The sequence below is a fragment of the Blastopirellula retiformator genome, from assembly GCF_007859755.1.
Classification (GTDB): Bacteria; Planctomycetota; Planctomycetia; order Pirellulales; family Pirellulaceae; genus Blastopirellula; species Blastopirellula retiformator.
The window spans coordinates 946,247-962,709 of record NZ_SJPF01000003.1; the positions used below are offsets into that span (position 1 = coordinate 946,247).

Annotated in this window: 11 protein-coding genes; 6 read left to right on the forward strand and 5 right to left on the reverse strand. The window is 59.4% G+C overall.

The annotated features are described in order from the left end of the window. Position 1 precedes the first annotated feature (1 nt). The 3 genes from Enr8_RS15660 (at position 2) to Enr8_RS15670 (ending at position 8,538) form a co-directional block, all read left to right on the forward strand. Positions 2-6,358, forward strand: a complete 6,357-nt coding sequence (locus Enr8_RS15660) for a hypothetical protein (protein WP_146433162.1) — start codon at positions 2-4, stop codon at positions 6,356-6,358. 160 nt (positions 6,359-6,518) lie between these two features. Then, the gene (gene rimI / locus Enr8_RS15665) at positions 6,519-7,034 is read left to right on the forward strand and encodes a ribosomal protein S18-alanine N-acetyltransferase (RefSeq protein WP_246120098.1); all 516 of its coding nucleotides are present in this window, start codon (positions 6,519-6,521) and stop codon (positions 7,032-7,034) included. A gap of 358 nt (positions 7,035-7,392) precedes the next feature. Continuing rightward, entirely contained in the window at positions 7,393-8,538 is a 1,146-nt protein-coding gene (locus Enr8_RS15670) for a GNAT family N-acetyltransferase (protein WP_146433164.1), read from the forward strand. A gap of 8 nt (positions 8,539-8,546) precedes the next feature. On the opposite strand, the gene Enr8_RS15675 is transcribed toward Enr8_RS15670, so the two are convergent. Both Enr8_RS15675 and Enr8_RS15680 read right to left on the reverse strand, forming a co-directional pair. Next, complete coding sequence (locus tag Enr8_RS15675; protein ID WP_146433166.1) at positions 8,547-9,224, reverse strand: hypothetical protein; 678 nt, start codon at positions 9,222-9,224, stop codon at positions 8,547-8,549. After that, entirely contained in the window at positions 9,217-9,825 is a 609-nt protein-coding gene (locus Enr8_RS15680; protein ID WP_146433168.1) for an RNA polymerase sigma factor, read from the reverse strand. The genes Enr8_RS15675 and Enr8_RS15680 overlap by 8 nt, the downstream gene beginning before the upstream one ends. Positions 9,826-10,034: 209 nt before the next feature. On the opposite strand from Enr8_RS15680, the gene Enr8_RS15685 reads away from it, so the two are divergent. The 3 genes from Enr8_RS15685 to Enr8_RS15695 all read left to right on the forward strand — a co-directional run bounded on the left by Enr8_RS15685 (position 10,035) and on the right by Enr8_RS15695 (position 12,102). After that, the gene (locus Enr8_RS15685) at positions 10,035-10,793 is read left to right on the forward strand and encodes a DUF1559 family PulG-like putative transporter (protein WP_146433170.1); all 759 of its coding nucleotides are present in this window, start codon (positions 10,035-10,037) and stop codon (positions 10,791-10,793) included. Between the two features lie 36 nt (positions 10,794-10,829). Further along, positions 10,830-11,288 carry a DUF1559 family PulG-like putative transporter gene (locus Enr8_RS15690; RefSeq protein WP_146433172.1) on the forward strand — a complete coding sequence of 153 codons (459 nt, stop codon included), beginning with the start codon at positions 10,830-10,832 and terminating at the stop codon, positions 11,286-11,288. A 142-nt stretch (positions 11,289-11,430) separates the two neighbouring features. Continuing rightward, positions 11,431-12,102 (forward strand): DUF1559 family PulG-like putative transporter, encoded by a 672-nt coding sequence (locus Enr8_RS15695; protein WP_146433174.1) that lies wholly within the window; start codon positions 11,431-11,433, stop codon positions 12,100-12,102. 41 nt (positions 12,103-12,143) lie between these two features. On the opposite strand, the gene Enr8_RS15700 is transcribed toward Enr8_RS15695, so the two are convergent. From Enr8_RS15700 to Enr8_RS15710, 3 genes are all read right to left on the reverse strand, one after another. Next, a complete protein-coding gene (locus Enr8_RS15700; protein WP_146433176.1) occupies positions 12,144-12,572 on the reverse strand; it encodes a universal stress protein in 429 nt (142 codons plus the stop codon). Between the two features lie 217 nt (positions 12,573-12,789). Next, entirely contained in the window at positions 12,790-14,037 is a 1,248-nt protein-coding gene (locus Enr8_RS15705; protein WP_146433387.1) for a DUF1501 domain-containing protein, read from the reverse strand. A gap of 93 nt (positions 14,038-14,130) precedes the next feature. After that, entirely contained in the window at positions 14,131-15,801 is a 1,671-nt protein-coding gene (locus tag Enr8_RS15710; protein WP_146433179.1) for a DUF1549 domain-containing protein, read from the reverse strand. Between the last annotated feature and the right edge of the window lie 662 nt (positions 15,802-16,463).

Genomic DNA, 16,463 nt, shown 5'->3' on the forward strand with positions numbered 1-16,463 from the left:
CATGCGGCGCCTGATGCTCTTCATGTTGATGCTGATCGCGGCGGTCGCCGGTAGCGGTTGGGCCTTCGCTGATGACGCAGTTCCGCCGATCGAATACCGGCGTCTCTACGTGCCGGTCGGACAGGAGAAAATTTGGCCCCGCAACGGGTTCATTTACGCGCCGGTGATTCGACTGAGCGACTTTGAAGCTGCGGTGCAAGCGATCCGCGATTCTCGAGGTGGACCCAGCGATGTCGCCCGCATTCGCAAAGCGGAATTGGTCGGTCGCGTCACCGAGACGATGATCGAAGGCGAAGCGACGTTCGACCTGGCGCTGGCCCGGCAAGACTTTGGGCAGCCGCAGCAGTTCGTTTCGTTTCAAGGGACGAACCTGGAGTTCTCGCCGCTAGAGACGCTTGCGCCGATTGCGATTTCCAATCGGACCGACATTGCTCGTCCCGGCGTCAGCGACGGGGAAGTCGGCATTTGGGCGTCGCAGCCCGAACCAAAGATGCGGTGGCGAGCGGTCGCGGACGAATTGGGAGAGTTTGCTCTGCGACTTCCGCCAGCAGGCTCGGCAAGTTTGCGGCTGCAATTGACGCCCGAACAGCAAGTTCAGGCCGATATCGGTATCGTGCAAGAAATCGCGTCGGCAGAGGGCCCGAGCGAATGGCTCTTGTTGCCCGACTCACTGGGACAGGTCGAGTTTCGAATTCTTGATCGTCGTGAAGCCGATAGCGCGTCGCCGGTGCATGTCGCTCAGCACGCCGAATACCAGGTGACCCCGTCAAGCGTCGAAGTGATGACCCGGTTGATTTGCGCTTCGACCGCCGAGCCGCTCCGTAAGTTTGAATTGACCAGCGATGCGCGGCTTATCTTGGGTGATGTGGCGCTGTTCGATTCCGAGCGGCGTCGTCAGTCGGTCGCTTGGGAGCAGTCTCCTCCGAACGAAGCGGGAAAGCGTCGCTTGACGATTCGATTGCCCGAGAATGACGATCGGCTTTGCGAGTTCCAGATTACCGGCGTTGTACCGCTAGAAAAAACGTCCGTCTCGTTACGGGCGCCGCTCATGTCGGTTGATTCGGCGATGTGGCAAGAGGGAGAGCTGACGGTTTCGCTCGACGACGTCTGGCGGATGACGGCTTTGGACGTACGGCAGGCCAAGCGAGGCGTCCTGCAGTCAGGCGCGTCGCAGCAGAAAAAGACGCAGTTCGTCCTGTTTTCGCCAACGGCGGCGATCGATTTTTCGCTGTCCCGGATCGAGCCGCGACTCCATTATCGCCAAGGGAACGTCGTCAAAATTAGTCCGACGAAGATCGTCGCCAATGCGAAGGTGGTCGTTTCGGCGAGTGAAGGGGAGACGCTCGACTTGCAGTTTGACGTGCTCCCGGGCTGGAATATCGACTCGCTGACGACCGATCCAGCGGCCAAGGAAATGCTGGATCGATGGTATATGGACGATGACGGTCAATTGAACGTGAGGCTGAAACGCCCCGTTTCGCCGCAAGAGTCGGTGACGATCAACGCACGCAGTTCTCGTCCCCGTCGCGAAACTGAAATTGGTTACGACACCCGCAAGTTGAAGCCGATCCAGCCAGCGGGCGATCTGCAGGCCGATTGGATTCGGGTTTCGGCCGACGAGACGATCGAACTGCGCCCCTCGCCAGAGTCGGCCGAACTGCTGATCGACGCGGACGGCATGACGGAGGCGGCGAAGGCATTATTGCCTGCGGAAGCTCCGGTTGGCTCGCTGGCGTTTGCGTCACGGACCCCCCGCTACGGCGATCCAGTTGTGTTGACCGTGCCGAAACGGGGCGGCTACCAGGTGGGGATCTTGTGCGGCGTCCTGCTTCGCGATGACGAGATGAAGGAGCGGATTGAAATCGAAATCGATGGCGCCGGAGATTTCAACGAACCAATCTTGCTGCACGCGACCGAAGCGGCGAAGGAACTGCGCACCTGGAGGTTGAACGACGGGGCGGACGTAGTTTGCGTTCCGCTACCGATTCAAGGGGGCGAACAGTCGGAGCTGGCCGCCTACCAACTTCGTTTGCCGTCGGGAACGAAGCTGCCTGCTACGCTGTCGACCGATCTTATCCGCCCAATCTCGGGCGGGGCTGCTCCCATCTTGTTGTCGACGCCGCAGATTGCAGCTCAAACGAACCAGCTGGATGTTGCGGCGCCGCAGGATTGGCAGTTGACGGTGGGAGAAACGTTTCCGTTGTCGCCGATCTATTCCAACATGACGCCGGACGAAGATGCCCGGCAGAAACGCCAGTTTCGCTATCGGGCGATCGACGTATCGCGGGTGAGCGACGAATTGGGGGGCGGCCCCACGATTTCGATCAACGCCAAGCCGGTCGCGCTTGATCCGTATGCCGATTTGGCCGAGTTTCGTTTTGAACTGCGACGCGACTGTGTGCTGGTGGACGCCGAGTATCGGTTGATCGCCCCTGATTTCGGTTTGCTGAAGTTTCGTTTTCCTCCCGGCTGTCGACTGCTGTCGGTGCAGCTTGATGGACAGCTGGCAGCCGAAAAGAAACTGGGAGAAGATGAGTTCGCCCTCGAGTTGCCTGGATCGGCGCAGCCGCAGGTTTGCTCAATCCGTTACGAAACCGCCGCACCCCGGTTTCCGCTAATGGGGCCGTTCGACTTGCAGCGGCCAGTCACCAATTTCGACATCCTGCAATCGACATCGCACGCCGGAACGTCGCAGTTGACGTTCTTTACCTGGGAGCCGTCTCTTCCGCGGCACCTGCGTAGCATGCTGCTCCATGGCTTGTACGCCGGATCGAAGATCGATGTCCGCCGTCAGATGATGGAGCTACCTGGCGAAACGTCGACTGTCTGGGCGATTGATCCGCAGCAGCTCATCGCGTTGGGGTACGTAATGCTTGGAATTTCGTTCCTCGCGGGTTGGTTGATCCCGCGTTGGCGGATTGGGCTGTTGATTGCCGCGCTGGCGGTTGGCTTGGCGGCGATCCTGTTGCCGACGACGTTGGCGCCCCTGACCGCGGGAGTCTTCCAGGGGCTCATCGCCGGATGCGCGTTTCATTGGTTCGCGTCGGCCTGGCGGGAAGTGGACGAAGAAGACTCACGCAGCGTGCGAACCGCGGCGGGTCTGCTGTTTGTGCTGGCCTTGCTCTCGCCAAGCGACGCGGCTTGGGCGCAGCAACCGGCGGTCGGAAAAACGGAGCCGATCACCTATCCGATCTGGATACCAATTGACGAAGAGAAAGAGCCGACCGGCGACGTCTATCTGCCGCAGCCGCTGTACGACTATCTCTTTTCGGCCTCAAAAAATCCAATCTACACACCGTTGGCGGTCGACGTGACGGCCGCTTCCTGGCGGGTTTCGCCGCCGACGGCCAGCATGTCCGAAACGTTCAGCGCCGCTGGGTTGTTTGACGTCCGCTCGGCGGTTAACGGCGCGACGTTCACGTTGCCGCTGGGTGAGGAATTTGTGGCGGGCTTGCAGTCGGTCTTGGTCGACGAAATCCCGGTGTCGATGGCGGACTTCGCCGAACAAAAGGAGTTGACGCTCACGTTGGACGATGCGGGAGAGCATCGGGTGAAGATCGTCGCCCAGCTACCGGCCGATCAAAACGTCGCTTGGAAAACGCCTCGCTGTTTGAACGCTGAGTTGCGTTACGAGTCGATCGCCAGCAAGCCGGTCGCAGAGATTCTCGCGAATGGGCGTCCCCTCCCGTTTCAATCGCTCTCGACTTTCACGAGCATTCCGCTCGGTGCGGTGCGCGAAATCGGCTGGGCGCCTAACGCCGACTCGAATGACGGACGATTTCATGCTCGGCAGGTCGATTTATTCCAACTGGGGCAACCTTCGCCAACGCTGATCACGCGTCTGGAACTGACGCCGATCAGCGGCGAAATCAAGACGTGCCGCGTGATGTTCGATCCACGTTTGCGTTGGAACCAAGTGAAGTCTCCTGGCGTGTCGATCGAGGTCGACGGAAACGAATTGGTCGCGACGTTCCAGCCTGCGGTTGACGAACCGGCGGCGCTGGAGCTTTCGTTTTCGCTCGACGAGTCAACCGGCGTGGGAGCGTTTGATATTCCGCAGGTTGCGGTGTCGGACGCCGAAACGAAGCAGCGCTGGACGGCGATCGCTGCGCCCATCAGCGCCGAAACCGTCTGGCGAAAAGAAGCGAGTAGCTTGATGACGGTGAAGACGCCGGAGTTTGTCGACGCCTGGCCGGCGCCGATCGATGGCCTACGCCGCGCGTTTGACTTAAGCGGCGAATCGACCACGCCCTCGATTGTCGACGTGACGCCGATCGCCTCGAAGCTGTTTATCACGGCGAACGAATTTGTGCATGTCGGCTCGCTCCGTTCTGACTACCGCATGGATTTGCAACTGGAAACGCTAACCGGCGACGTTTCCTCGTTGTCGTTAGAAATGACGCAGGGCTGGTCGGTCGACGACGTCGCGTTCATCGCCGATGGCGTGGTGCGAAACGTCAGTTGGCAGTATGACGAGCCGACCTCGCGGCTGTCGATGTTTTTTGCGACGCCGCTGCGCTCGCTGGCCGAGATCCGGATCGGCGGGCACTTTGCGACTGATCTGGCGGCCGCACTCGAGGTTAAGTTGCCGCGTGTGATTGGTGCCCAGATCGATTCTTCGTACCTGCACATCTCCCATGACCCCGACGTCCGTTTGCGGCGGTTGCCCGAAATCGGTCCGCCGATGTTCGACACCGCCGCCAGCGAAGCGGCCCCGCCGTTGGAGTCGGATCAGGGACAATCGTACGGCAGTTTTCGCGTGCTCGACCCCGCCGGCGTGATGCAACTGACGATCCGCCGCCACAACGTGGAAATGGGCGGCGAAATGTTGTTGTCGGCCAAGGGAGGTGACGAAGGGTGGACCGTTCGCGTTGACTGTCGACTACGGCTGAAACGAACGGCGCCCGATCTGATCGAGTTTCTCGCCCCGGCCAATTACCGCTTGAAGTCAACATCACTGATCGGCTTTGACGTTACGCAGCGATCGCTTGGCGCCAACGGCGTCATCTGGCAACTGCGCCCCTTGCGTCCGCTGCCCGACGAATTTCAACTGAGCCTGGCGGCCGATGTCGAAACGCCCAGTATTGGCGACCTGGTGATTCGCCCCGTTCGCTTGCTTGGCCAGTTCCCGCCGCAATATGTCGCGGTTCCGCGGTCCTTTAACTCGCAGCAGATCGTTTGGAGAACGCGCGAACTGCAGTCGGTCGCATTTCCTGATAGCTGGTTCGCCATGCATGTTCCGCCTGGCAGTCAGGTTTATCAGTCCCTCTCGGGAAGCTATGAGTGCCGCGTCGTCGGCCTGTTGCCGACCGAGGAAACGCCGCGGATTGCGGCGCTGCGGCACGATGTGAAGGTGGCCGATGACTCGAAGTGTTTGACGACGTCGACGATCTATCTGTCGCCGGAAGGCAGCGATAATTTCACATTCCGCTTGCCGCATGGCGCCAAGCTGTTGTCGACGGCGATCGAAGGCAAGGTCGTCATCGCTGAGACGGGGGAAGAGGGCCTGGTGACCGTTCCGCTGTTGTCTCGTTCGCTGCCGCAAGAACTGGTCACGTCGTATGTCGCCGAGGCGGCGTCGCTTTCCGCTGGCGGATTGCAGGTGATCACGTTCGATTCTCGCACGACCACGCCGACGCCGCTGTGGCGGATTGAAAGCCAGCGCGGGCTCGAGAGCGACTTCACCCCATTGACCGTCATCGAGTGGCGCACCGATCGATTTGTCGAAGCGTGGCGACGCTGGAAGCGAGGGATTCGCGATAGCGACGCAACGGCGGCCGAAGTCGTCGCGTGGAAAGAATGCCGGCTGCAGGCGGCGGACGACGCCTGGCACGCGCTCGCGCGCTTGCTGAAAGAGGTTCAGGGAGAGCGTTTCGACCCGCCGCAATATTTCCGCGATCTCACCTCGGGCGATGAGCTAAGCCGGATGGAAGCCGAGGTCGCCCAAGCGGGACTTTCTCCCCAGACCCATGACGAAGCCTGGAGCGACGTACTCTATGGCAAAGGGGATGTGGTGCGATTGAGCTGGAAGAAGACGGCTTGGAATCTTCAATGGCGGCGACCCTTGCTAGTTGGCGGCGGCGTGCTAGCGTCGCTGTTGATGCTGACGCTTTTCTGGCGGCGTCCAGAACTTTGGGAGCTTTCGGCGGCTTGGATGTCGCGGTGGCCGCATGCATTGGGAGCAGCTGCGGGAATTACGTGGGGGCTTTTTTTGCAGCCTGCGTTTGTTGGTTGGATCGTGGCGGCGGCGTTCGTTTTCGGCGCTGCTCCGCTTCGTCTCACGCGCAATGGAAACGGCGATTCGGGAAGATCTTTCCTGGGCAAATTAGAACGTAGCGTCCATAAATCTCGTCGCTAGCACGACTTTGCGGAGAATATCGCAACGTTGCGTTCGCAACTGGGCCGATACTTCATCTTGGCGGATGTCGGGCGATCGTTTAACATACCTGCTCAAATTTGATTGCGGGATGAACGCCATCCTCTTCTGATTCTGCTGGCTAACATGGAAGGAGGCCGGAATGATCCTCTCAGGACTACGCGAACTGCAGGTTCATATTCGCTGGATGATCCGCCGCGACATGGCGGAGGTGTTGCAAATTGAACGAGCCAGCTTCGAGTTTCCGTGGGGGGAAGACGATTTCATTCAATGCCTTCGTCAGCGCAATTGCATCGGCATGGTCGCTGAGCATGACGAGCGAATCGTCGGCTTCATGATCTATCAGTTGCATCGCACGCGTCTGCATGTGATGAACTTCGCCGTCGACCCGAATTGCCGCCGGATGGCGATCGGCTCGCAAATGGTCAGCAAGTTGGCCAGCAAGTTGTCGCCCCATCGCCGCTCGCAGATTTTGCTGGAGGTACGCGAGACCAATCTCGACGCCCAGCTTTTCTTCCGCAAGGAAGGATTTCGTGCGATCTCGGTTCTGCGTGATTTCTACGAAGACACGACCGAAGACGCCTACCTGATGCAGTATCGGTTCCAGCAGCCGGTCGAGACCGAAGCCGCCTCGCCGATCGCGCGACTGGCCGGTTAGAGCGTTTTTCTGATAGCAGTAGCGTTTCTGGCGTTAGTGAGGCAAGCTGGTCAACGCCGACCAGCGCGGCCGCAACCAGCCAGAACGATACAGATGGAGGAACACCGCTCTAGTCGCCGCATCCAGCTCCAATTCACCGATGAAGAGACGCATCGCCCCGGTGCGTCTCTTCTCTTTTCTTGATGATCGACCTTTGGTGGGAGAGCGGCGCTGGTTGTATGCGATTTGCCGCCCGTGGCGATTGCGCCGGTCATTGTGGGCGAAAACCCCCAATTCGCTTGGCGGCATCCCTTAGTCGTGGCGAATCTGAGCGTAGGCTAGTAGTAGGAACTGCCTGTACTTGTCTGGTCGCCGACCCATGCTCCGCGTTGTCGAAATCAATGAAATCGAGGCAGTAGCGACAATCCGCGCCAATTGGCGGAAATTGTGGCTAGAGACCCCGTACGCAAACTTCTTTCAGACGCTCGATTGGCTGCGCATCTACTGGCGGCATTTTGGCCGCGACCAGAAGTTGCGCGTCCTCATCGTGCTCGAGTCAGAGCAGGTTATCGGCATCGTGCCGCTGACGGTCGTCAGTGAGTCGACCCGACTAGGAGCCGTCCGAGTTTTGACCTATCCGCTGTCGGAATGGGGAAGCTACTACGGCCCACTGGGCGTCGATCGTCAGAAGGTGCTGACCGCCGCTTGTCGCCATATCCGCGAAACGCCGCGCGACTGGGATCTCTTCGACCTCCGCTGGATCTCGGTTGATGACCTGGAAGAGGACCAATCGTTCAGCGCCATGTCGGGCGGCGGGCTTGTTCCGCATCGCGGCGTCTGGAATGAAACGTCGCTGGTCGATCTCCCCGCCACTTGGGACAAGTATCTCGCGACCCGCAGCCCAAAGTTCCGCAGCGAAATCCGTCGCAAGAACCGTCGCCTAAGCCGCCAGGGAAGGGTGGAGATGACGCGATATCGACCCGCCGGAACCGCGGCCGGAGACGGAGATCCTCGCTGGGATCTCTTCGGCCAGGCGTACCATATCGCCCTTTCCAGCTGGCAGGGGTCGGCCCTGACCGGCAACACGCTATCGCACCCCGACGTCAGCGGCTTTTTTCGCGAGACCCACAAGGCCGCTGCCGAACTGGGCATGTTGGATCTATGCCTGATCTACTTCGATGGTCGTCCCGCCGCTTTCTTGTACAACTATCATCGCAGCGGCGACGTCTACGGATTGCGCCGGGGCAGCATGCCGGAGACGCATGAGCTCGGCATCGGCTCGGTCGTTACGGCCATGACGATCGAAGATAGTTGCGAGCGCGGAGATCGCCTGATCGACCTGGGGGCCGGATCACTGCATGCCAAGCGACGCTGGATGACTCGCTTGGCTCCGATTGGCCACGTGACTCACTATCCATCGTTCGAGCCGAAAAGCCAGATGCTGCGGCTGACCCACTGGTGGAAAAACGGTCGTCCAATCCGCAAAGCGAATCTAACCCGGGCACAGCAGACCGTGGATTCGTAGCATCGCGCCTACTGCGCGTGGCACGCCAGGCAGCTATTGGTCACCGCGGCAATTGCCGCCGGAGACGACTTTGTCGCCGAAGAATGGGCTGGCTGAGAGTCGGCGTCGGTACTGGGGTGATGGCACTTGCTGCAGCAGGTGAGGTCAGCCAGTGCCGGGCTCGGCAGCGTCGCAACTGCCTGGACAACCATCTCCGGCGATCGCGATCCGGGGTTGGGTTGGCAGGCCGCCGGCAACGATAGGTTGGCCAAATAACGCTGGGCGTCGAGCTTCACGTTGGCCAGTGACGGCACAGAGCCGCGAGGCGGCGTAGTCTGCGAACCCCAGAAGGTAATCGCCACCAGCAGCGCCGTCAGCACCGCCGCGACCGGAATGGCGATGTTGAGCAGCGGCGAACGGTCTGGCGTCGCCCCGACCGACTGGTTGGTCCAATTGACTTCGGCGTTGCGCCAGAAATCTCCGTCGACTTGCGGCAACTGGTCCGCTTCGGCCGGTAACGTTTCGGCCAGTTGGCTGGTGGCCGGGCCGAGCGCTTCGGCCAGACGCCGGCAGTCGTGGCAGCAGTGGAGATGCCGCTCGACGGAGTCGTCAACTTCCGCGTCGCCGGTCGGAAATGGCGCTCGGGTGAGGATCTCGAAAACCTCGTCGCAGGTCGCCAGGCGGAGGGTATTCGAACGGCTATTCATGGGTGGGCTCTCCAGCCGGGCCGGCGTCAATCGCGGCGGCCGTCAGCAGCTCGGTCAAACGAATCATTCCCTTACGAACGCGGGCCTTGGCGGCCGGCAAACTGCATCCGAGCGAGTCGGCTATCTCTTGAAATTTCATCTGGCCAAAGAACCGCAAACGGACCGCCTCGGCCTGCGACGGCGTTAAATCGGACAGCAATTGGCGGACATGTTTGCGACGCTCGGCCAAGATCATCGCCGCAAGGGGATCGGCGGCCGTTTCATCGGCCTGCGAAGCGATCAGCGGCGGGTCACCCCATTCGTGCTCAGCCCGCCGGGCGCTCTTCTGGTGCAGCCGATTACAGTTGTTGATCAGAATCGTCCAGAGCCACGTCCGAAAGCTGTAGCGTGAGTCGTACGTGTCGAGCCACCGAAAGGCGTTCAAGAACGTCTGCTGGACGGCGTCTTCCGCTTCTTGCTGGCGTCCGAGTCGGCTCATCGCCAGACGCAGCAGCGGAGTCTGGTACCGTCGGACGATTTCGGCAAATTTTTCCCGCTGACCGGACAAAACGGCGGTCAGCAATTCGCCGTCGGTCGGTGGTCGGTCAGGCGTCGTAGTCATGCGGCGGGATGGCGATAGGTGGGATTCTCGGGCCAGAGCTGACCGTCTATCTAGGGATAGCGCCCTGCGAGCCCGATGGATACCTTTTATTGTTTCTCCTCTGGTAGTTTTCAGCAATCCAGACCCCTCCAAGAAATAGTTTTCTTCCCCTCTGCTGTGTGGTATGATTTCTGGCGTTAATACCTTATCTCGCCGCTAGGAAATGATTTATGTCGCGATTGGTCTCGTCCCGTCTCGTTCGTCGCTCTGGAAAATCGGCCTTGCCGGTGGTCATTATCGTGCTGGTCGTCGTGCTCGTCGTGCTGCTGATGTGCGGTGGAGTTTTGGTCGCGCTGCTGCTTCCGGCGGTTCAGCAGGCCCGGGCCGCCGCGCGGCGGATGTCGTCGATGAACAACATGAAACAGATTGGCTTGGCGCTGCACAACTATCACGATACCTACGGCACGCTTCCGGCCTCGGCTATCAATGACAAGAATGGGGAGCCGATGCACTCGTGGCGGGTTTTGATTCTGCCTTTCCTGGGCTACCCGCAGATCTACAGCCAATATGATTTCAACGAACCGTGGGACAGTCCCAGCAACCGCCTGCTGTTGTCGCAGATCCCGGACGTCTATATCGATCCTACGGTTGAGAGCCCTGGGGAGGGGGGGACGTCCTACCAAGCCGTAATCAGCGACGCCACGGCGATGAATCCCGAGCGGGGCAGCAAGTTTCGCGAGGTTACAGACGGCATTTCCAACACGATCCTGGTGGTTGAAAACACCGGCGTCATGGTTCCGTGGCTGCAGCCTTCTGATACGAGCGTGGAAGATTTTGCGCAAGGCATACCGTTCAAACATGGTCTCGTCGGCGGTACGCAAGTCTTGTTGGGGGATGGTGCGGTCAGATTCATGGGGGAAACGACCGATCCGGAGACGCTAAAGGGAATGTCGACGCGCGACGGTAGAGAGGCGGTGGGAGCTTATTAACGCCGATCGGCGACGGGGAGGCGCGGGCGTCTCAAGGTGATCGGTCTCGCCCTGCACAATTACCACGATACCTATGGCGAGCTTCCCGCTCCGTACATCGCGGATGAAAACGGCAAGCCGATGCATTCGTGGCGGATGCTGATTTTGCCGTTTGAGGGAAACCTGTACGACCAGTACGATTTCGATGAACCGTGGGATGGCTCCAACAATCGCTTGTTGATGTCGCAGCGGCCAGACGCCTACTCGAATCCCCGTATCGACGACAAAGGTGGCGAGACGACCACCTATCAGGTGATCGCCGGACCTGGCGCCCTGCTTGATCCAGTGGCGACCTCACGCAAGTTTGCCGATGCAGCCGATGGATTGGACGCGACGGCAATTGTTGCTGAAAACTTCGGTAAACCGGTCATCTGGACCGAGCCAGACGACCTAACCCCGCAACAGTTTCTAGCGGGAGAATTGATGGAGAACGCCCCGACGCCAAGGCGTGGGTGATGATGGGAGATACTTCGATGGAGTTGATTGATACGGATGACGTGAAATCTGCGAAACCGTGGATGACGCGTGACGCCGGGGATTAGATCGGGCAGTTACTGAACAGTTGAGGCGAAATATCATAGATGGGAGTCTTACATTGATGCGTCATGTCCTGGTGGTCAAGGCTCGGCGCGGACGCGCGGTGCTTCCGATCGTGCTCGGAATTGTTGTTGTCGGGTTGTTGTTTTGCGGCGGTGCGGGCTATTTGTGGGAAAGATCGGTGTGGCAAGCCCGCGAGGCTGTGTCGCGAAACAATTTGAAATCGATTGCAATCGCACTCAGTGACTATCACGGCAAGTATGGCGAGTTTCCGCCGGCGTACGTTGCCGATGCAGAGGGGAAACCGATGCACTCGTGGCGCACGTTGTTGCTTCCGTTCTTGTTCCAAGGATATCTGTACGACGAGTACGATTGGGAGCAGCCATGGAATAGCACTCAGAACAAGTCGCTTTGCGAGATGCCCCTCTTCAGCTACGAAGATCCGCTGCGCGGTTTCAACGACGATTCGCTGACGACTTATAAGATGATCGTTTCCGATCCGCCTGCTTCGGAGCCAAACGCCGTCGCCATGGTGGTCGCTGACTACAGCAATCCGGTTCCTTGGTATCAGCCGGAAGATATTTTGGCGAACGACTTCGTCAACGGCAAGATGTTTGAAAACGCCCCCTACCCGCGGGTCATGGTCGTGCTGGCCAACGGGGACGTCGAGATCACTCAGCTTGAGGACAAGCGGCAGCGAAATGACTGGTTGCCCAAACCTGTTGAGGACTAGCAAGTCTTACACCGTAGCGGCTGTCTGATCGAAGGCGGCCGCTAGCTCTTCTTCTCGGGCCGCAGCACCAACACCGGGCAGTGCGCCAACCGAACGACGCGGTCAGCGACCGAGCCAAGCAACACCCGCAGGATGCCGCTGCGTCCGTGGGACGGCATGATAATCAGTTTGGCGTCGACCTGATCGGCGTACTCGGTAATCTGGTGGCCGGCGTCGCCAAAGAGGACCCGGATTGTGACCTCGGCGCCAAGCTCTTTAGTGATCGCGTCAGTGGCGTGTTTGGTGCGGGTCGCATGATCGACCGTGTTCCACATTTCGCCAGGTTCGGCGGGGGACAACTCTCCCAGCACATGGACGACGTGGACTCCGCTGGGATCGCCCAGCAGACCAATGGCCCGGCCTACCGCTTCCTTCGATTCCGCGGAAAAGTCATACGGCACAACAATCGGCGGGTGTGTGAGCCAGGTCATGAGAAGCTCCTTGATGCGTCCAGCAAAGTAATATCCCTCACCTAGATTTTACCCCGAAGTAGGCGCAGAAAAAAAGCCGGCGTCCGGAAAAGACGCCGGCTGGTTGCAAATTGCAATGCTGGCTCGTGGGGCGTTTTTGCAGCGCCATCCGTCCATGTGCGCTTGCAGCCGAAGGTTTTCGTCGGAAAACGATCGGCCGCGTGCTTCCGTAGTGTGGCTAGCTGACCAATTCCTTGATCACCTTACCGCCGTTGGCGATTTTCATCGGACGGCCGTTCTTGCTTGTGAAGGTCGTTTCGAGTGAAATGCCCATCGCTCGGCACACGGTCGCCATCAGGTCTTCGGCCGAGTATGGTTCGGTCTCGACGCGGGTACCGTCGGCGCTCGTTTCGCCAACCGCGATGCCGCCGTTGATGCCGCCGCCGCCGACGACGGTGCTCCAGCTGCGGGCCCAGTGGTCACGGCCGGTGTTGCCGTTGATCCGCGGGGTGCGGCTGAATTCGCCCATCCAGACGATGGTGGTGTCTTGCAGCAGACCGCGCTGTTCGAGGTCGGTCACCAGGGCCGACATCGCCTGGTCCATGACCGGCAGCTTGTTGTCGGACAAGGTGTTGAAGATGTTGGCGTGGTTGTCCCAGCCGCCCAGATCGACTTCGATGAATGGCACGCCCGCTTCGACGAGACGACGAGCGAGCAAGCAACCCTGGCCGAAGCCGTTGGCGCCGTACATCTCTTTCATCGCGTCGGGCTCTTCGTTGACGCGGAAGGCCTTCATCTGCTCGCTGGTCATCAGGTTGACCGTCTTGTTCAAGATCTTGGCGTGATCTTCGGCGGCCGGCCCACGACGTTGGCTGATGAAACCATTCTCGACCAGCTTCAGCATCTCGAGACGCTTGCCGAGCGTTTGGTCGCTCATGCCTTGCATCTTCAGATTGCGAACCTGACCGTTGCTGCTGACGGTGAACGGCGCCCAAGTCATGCCCAGGAAGCCCGGCCCCACGCTACCGCCGCCGACCGAAACGAACGGCGGGATTTCCAAGTAAGGACGTTGGTCGAACAGCTCGTGAGCGATGACCGAACCGTAGCCTGGGTGCTCGATGTTCGGGTTCGGGACGTAACCGGTGTGCATGTAGTAGCGACCGCGGCCGTGATCGGCTTCGCGGGTGCTCATCGAGCGAACGACCGACAGGTTGTTCATGACCTTGGCGGTCTTCGGCATGTGCTCGGTGATCTGCAGATCGCCGGCGGTCGAAATCGGACGGAACGGACCGCCGGTGGTTTGGCCCGGCTTGAGGTCCCAGATATCCATGGTGCTTGGCCCGCCACCCATCCAAAGCAAGATGCAGCTCTTGCCGCGGCTGGTGAGATCCGCGGCGTGAGCGCGGATCGATTGGCCCATCATCATCGCCGGAGCGACCATGGCCGAAGCGCCCGCCATATGCTTCATAAAGTGACGACGCGACATCCCGGTGGGAATGGACATGTGTATTACCTTTACTGAATTCGCATTGTTAGCTAGGAATGTATCGGAAAAGCGAGGGCATCGGCCCACTCGCCTTTAGTGGTTGAGGATGAACTCGTTGCTGTTGAGCAGGGCCCAGAAAACGTCTTGCAGCGCGGCGGCGACGTTTCCTTTATGGCTGGCGACCAGGACGCCGGCCGCTTGCATTTCGGTCTTGGTCGGACGGCGCGCGACGGTTGCCATGTACAAGTGGCGGATCGCTTCTTTGCCGTCGTCGCCATTGGCGGCCAGTGTGGCGATGAAGCTGCCCGGCTTGATGCTGGTCGCTTCCCGAATCAGGTCGCCGTTGAACATCATCAAGGCCTGCGGAATGGTGCCGTTGAAGGTGGTTGATTCGTCCCCTTCATCGGTGCCGAAAGCGATGGTGAACTGCTGCATCCACATGCTCTTCATTCGTTCTTGCTCGGCATAGTCAGCCCGGGTCTTGTGAGCCTGGGTGGCGACGATCAGCGATTCGTACAGCTGTTCGGCGTCCATCTGACGCAGGTAGAAGTGGCTAAACTTCGGCGTTTCGCCGATCGTCGGGTCATCCACTTCGTTCCCCTTGGTGATCTTGCTCGACAGGCCATACGCCTGGCTCAGCGTGATCCACTTGATCAGCTCTTTCATGTTGAAGCTGGATCCGCGGAACTCTTCGCCCAGGTAGGTCATCAACTCGGGGTGCGACGGGCGGTTGTGGGGCCCCATGTCGTCGATCGGCTTGGTGAAGCCATGCCCGAAGAAATGGCTCCAGGTTCGATTGACGATCGCTTCCTGCATTTCACGCGAGTCGTTGATGAACTTCGACAGCTCTTCGCGGCGGTTGACCTGCGAAACCATGCCGTTGGGGTCGATGTTGGTGCCGTCGATGAAGACCGGGTAGGCGACTTCCATCAGTCCGTTGCGAAGTTCGTAGTAAACTTCGGCTTGGGACGGGTTGCCGCTTTCGCCGCGGAAGTCGACGTTGGCCAGGCTCATCGCCATGCCGTTGCCGTTGTTCGCTTCCATGCCGCGATTACGACGAGCGCGGGTTTGACGGAAGAAGGCGTTCAGTTCCCAGAACTTGTCTTGCTTCCAGCTGTTGAACGGGTGGTTGTGGCACTGGGTGCACTGCACCTGAACGCCAAGGAAGATCTGGGCGGTCTTGGCGGTCGCCTGGACGCCATCCTCGGCCAGCTTGTCCATGTAAAAGTTGACGGCCCCGTTGAAGCCCGGCATACCCGGCGCGTTGGCGCCTTCGGCGGTGACGATCTCGCGGACCATCTGATCGTACGGTTTGTTGCGGGCGAAGCTGTCGCGAAGGTACTTTTGCATTCCTTCGCGGTTGATCTGCGAGTTGTTGTCCAGGCCGCCGTTTCGACCGATCAGGACATTGGTCCAGATGGTGGTCCAGTTGCGGGCATATTCTTCGGTATAGGTCGAATCGTTCAGCAGTTTCTCGACCAGGTTCTTTTTTCGGTCCTTGCTGCGATCGCGCTGGAACTCTTCCAGCTCGGCGACCGACGGGACGCGACCGATGATGTCGAGGTAGACGCGACGGACCCACTCGAAATCTTGGGCTTCCGGCGCCGGCTTAATGCCGTAGTCCTTCCACACCAGGCTGATTTGTTCGTTGATCTCGGCGACCTGCGGAATGCCGTAGTCATCTGAAGACCGAGCGGCCATCGAAATGCTGACCCAGCCGACCATGAGACAGATAGCCAGGCCGATACGAGAAAAAGTCGCCATGGGGTAATGCCTTGAGTTGCTGATGGGAAAAGTGGAGGTTCAGTCGTGTCGTAGTTTGAGACGAGCGTCTCAATCTTCGCCAACGAGCAAGCGATCTATAAACCAACAGCGTTCAGTTTAACAGTTGGTACTCAGAAATTGCAGAGAAAAGATGGAAATGGCCCCTGTGTACCACTCAGTGGTGTGGGTTTTTTAGGCGGAGTGATGCAGACGAGGGTGTTGCAAAATCGAGCAGTGTGCAATTTTGATGCACGCAAAATAAAACAGGCGGGCTGACCAAGTTGATCAGCCCGCCTAGTTTGTTGAAAGCGAAAACTGCGCCTCAGCAGCTTCCGTTTGCCTCTTCCATGTCCCAAAGAAAGCCATAAAGCGTTAAACAGTAAGGTTTTTCGCTCTATGGACCGGATCGCCTCTTCACAACGCCGGCCCCTTGATAGGAATCCTCTTCTCTGTCCCGACCCTATCGACTTGGCCTCTTCTCATCCTTGGAACACCTGACATAGATGCAATAGGCGTGCCAAACTAAGACGCGTTCCAAATAATTCTTGCCCCGTGAAAACTTCTCGACGCCCCTGGGGTTACAATAGTCGAGATATAGATCAGGCCGGCCCAGCGCTGGCCTCCGGTCGACCGTCTCTACCCAAACGTCATCGAAACTACCG

What these genes read in the sequence shown, in the direction of transcription:
- Enr8_RS15685 (WP_146433170.1), top strand. Translation starts at nt 10,035, where the DNA reads ATGTCGCGATTGGTCTCGTCCCGTCTCGTTCGTCGCTCTGGAAAATCG.
- Enr8_RS15710 (WP_146433179.1), bottom strand. Translation starts at nt 15,801, where the DNA reads ATGGCGACTTTTTCTCGTATCGGCCTGGCTATCTGTCTCATGGTCGGC.
- Enr8_RS15705 (WP_146433387.1), bottom strand. Translation starts at nt 14,037, where the DNA reads ATGTCGCGTCGTCACTTTATGAAGCATATGGCGGGCGCTTCGGCCATG.
- Enr8_RS15700 (WP_146433176.1), bottom strand. Translation starts at nt 12,572, where the DNA reads ATGACCTGGCTCACACACCCGCCGATTGTTGTGCCGTATGACTTTTCC.
- Enr8_RS15670 (WP_146433164.1), top strand. Translation starts at nt 7,393, where the DNA reads ATGCTCCGCGTTGTCGAAATCAATGAAATCGAGGCAGTAGCGACAATC.
- Enr8_RS15675 (WP_146433166.1), bottom strand. Translation starts at nt 9,224, where the DNA reads ATGAATAGCCGTTCGAATACCCTCCGCCTGGCGACCTGCGACGAGGTT.
- Enr8_RS15660 (WP_146433162.1), top strand. Translation starts at nt 2, where the DNA reads ATGCGGCGCCTGATGCTCTTCATGTTGATGCTGATCGCGGCGGTCGCC.
- rimI (WP_246120098.1), top strand. Translation starts at nt 6,519, where the DNA reads ATGATCCTCTCAGGACTACGCGAACTGCAGGTTCATATTCGCTGGATG.
- Enr8_RS15695 (WP_146433174.1), top strand. Translation starts at nt 11,431, where the DNA reads ATGCGTCATGTCCTGGTGGTCAAGGCTCGGCGCGGACGCGCGGTGCTT.
- Enr8_RS15680 (WP_146433168.1), bottom strand. Translation starts at nt 9,825, where the DNA reads ATGACTACGACGCCTGACCGACCACCGACCGACGGCGAATTGCTGACC.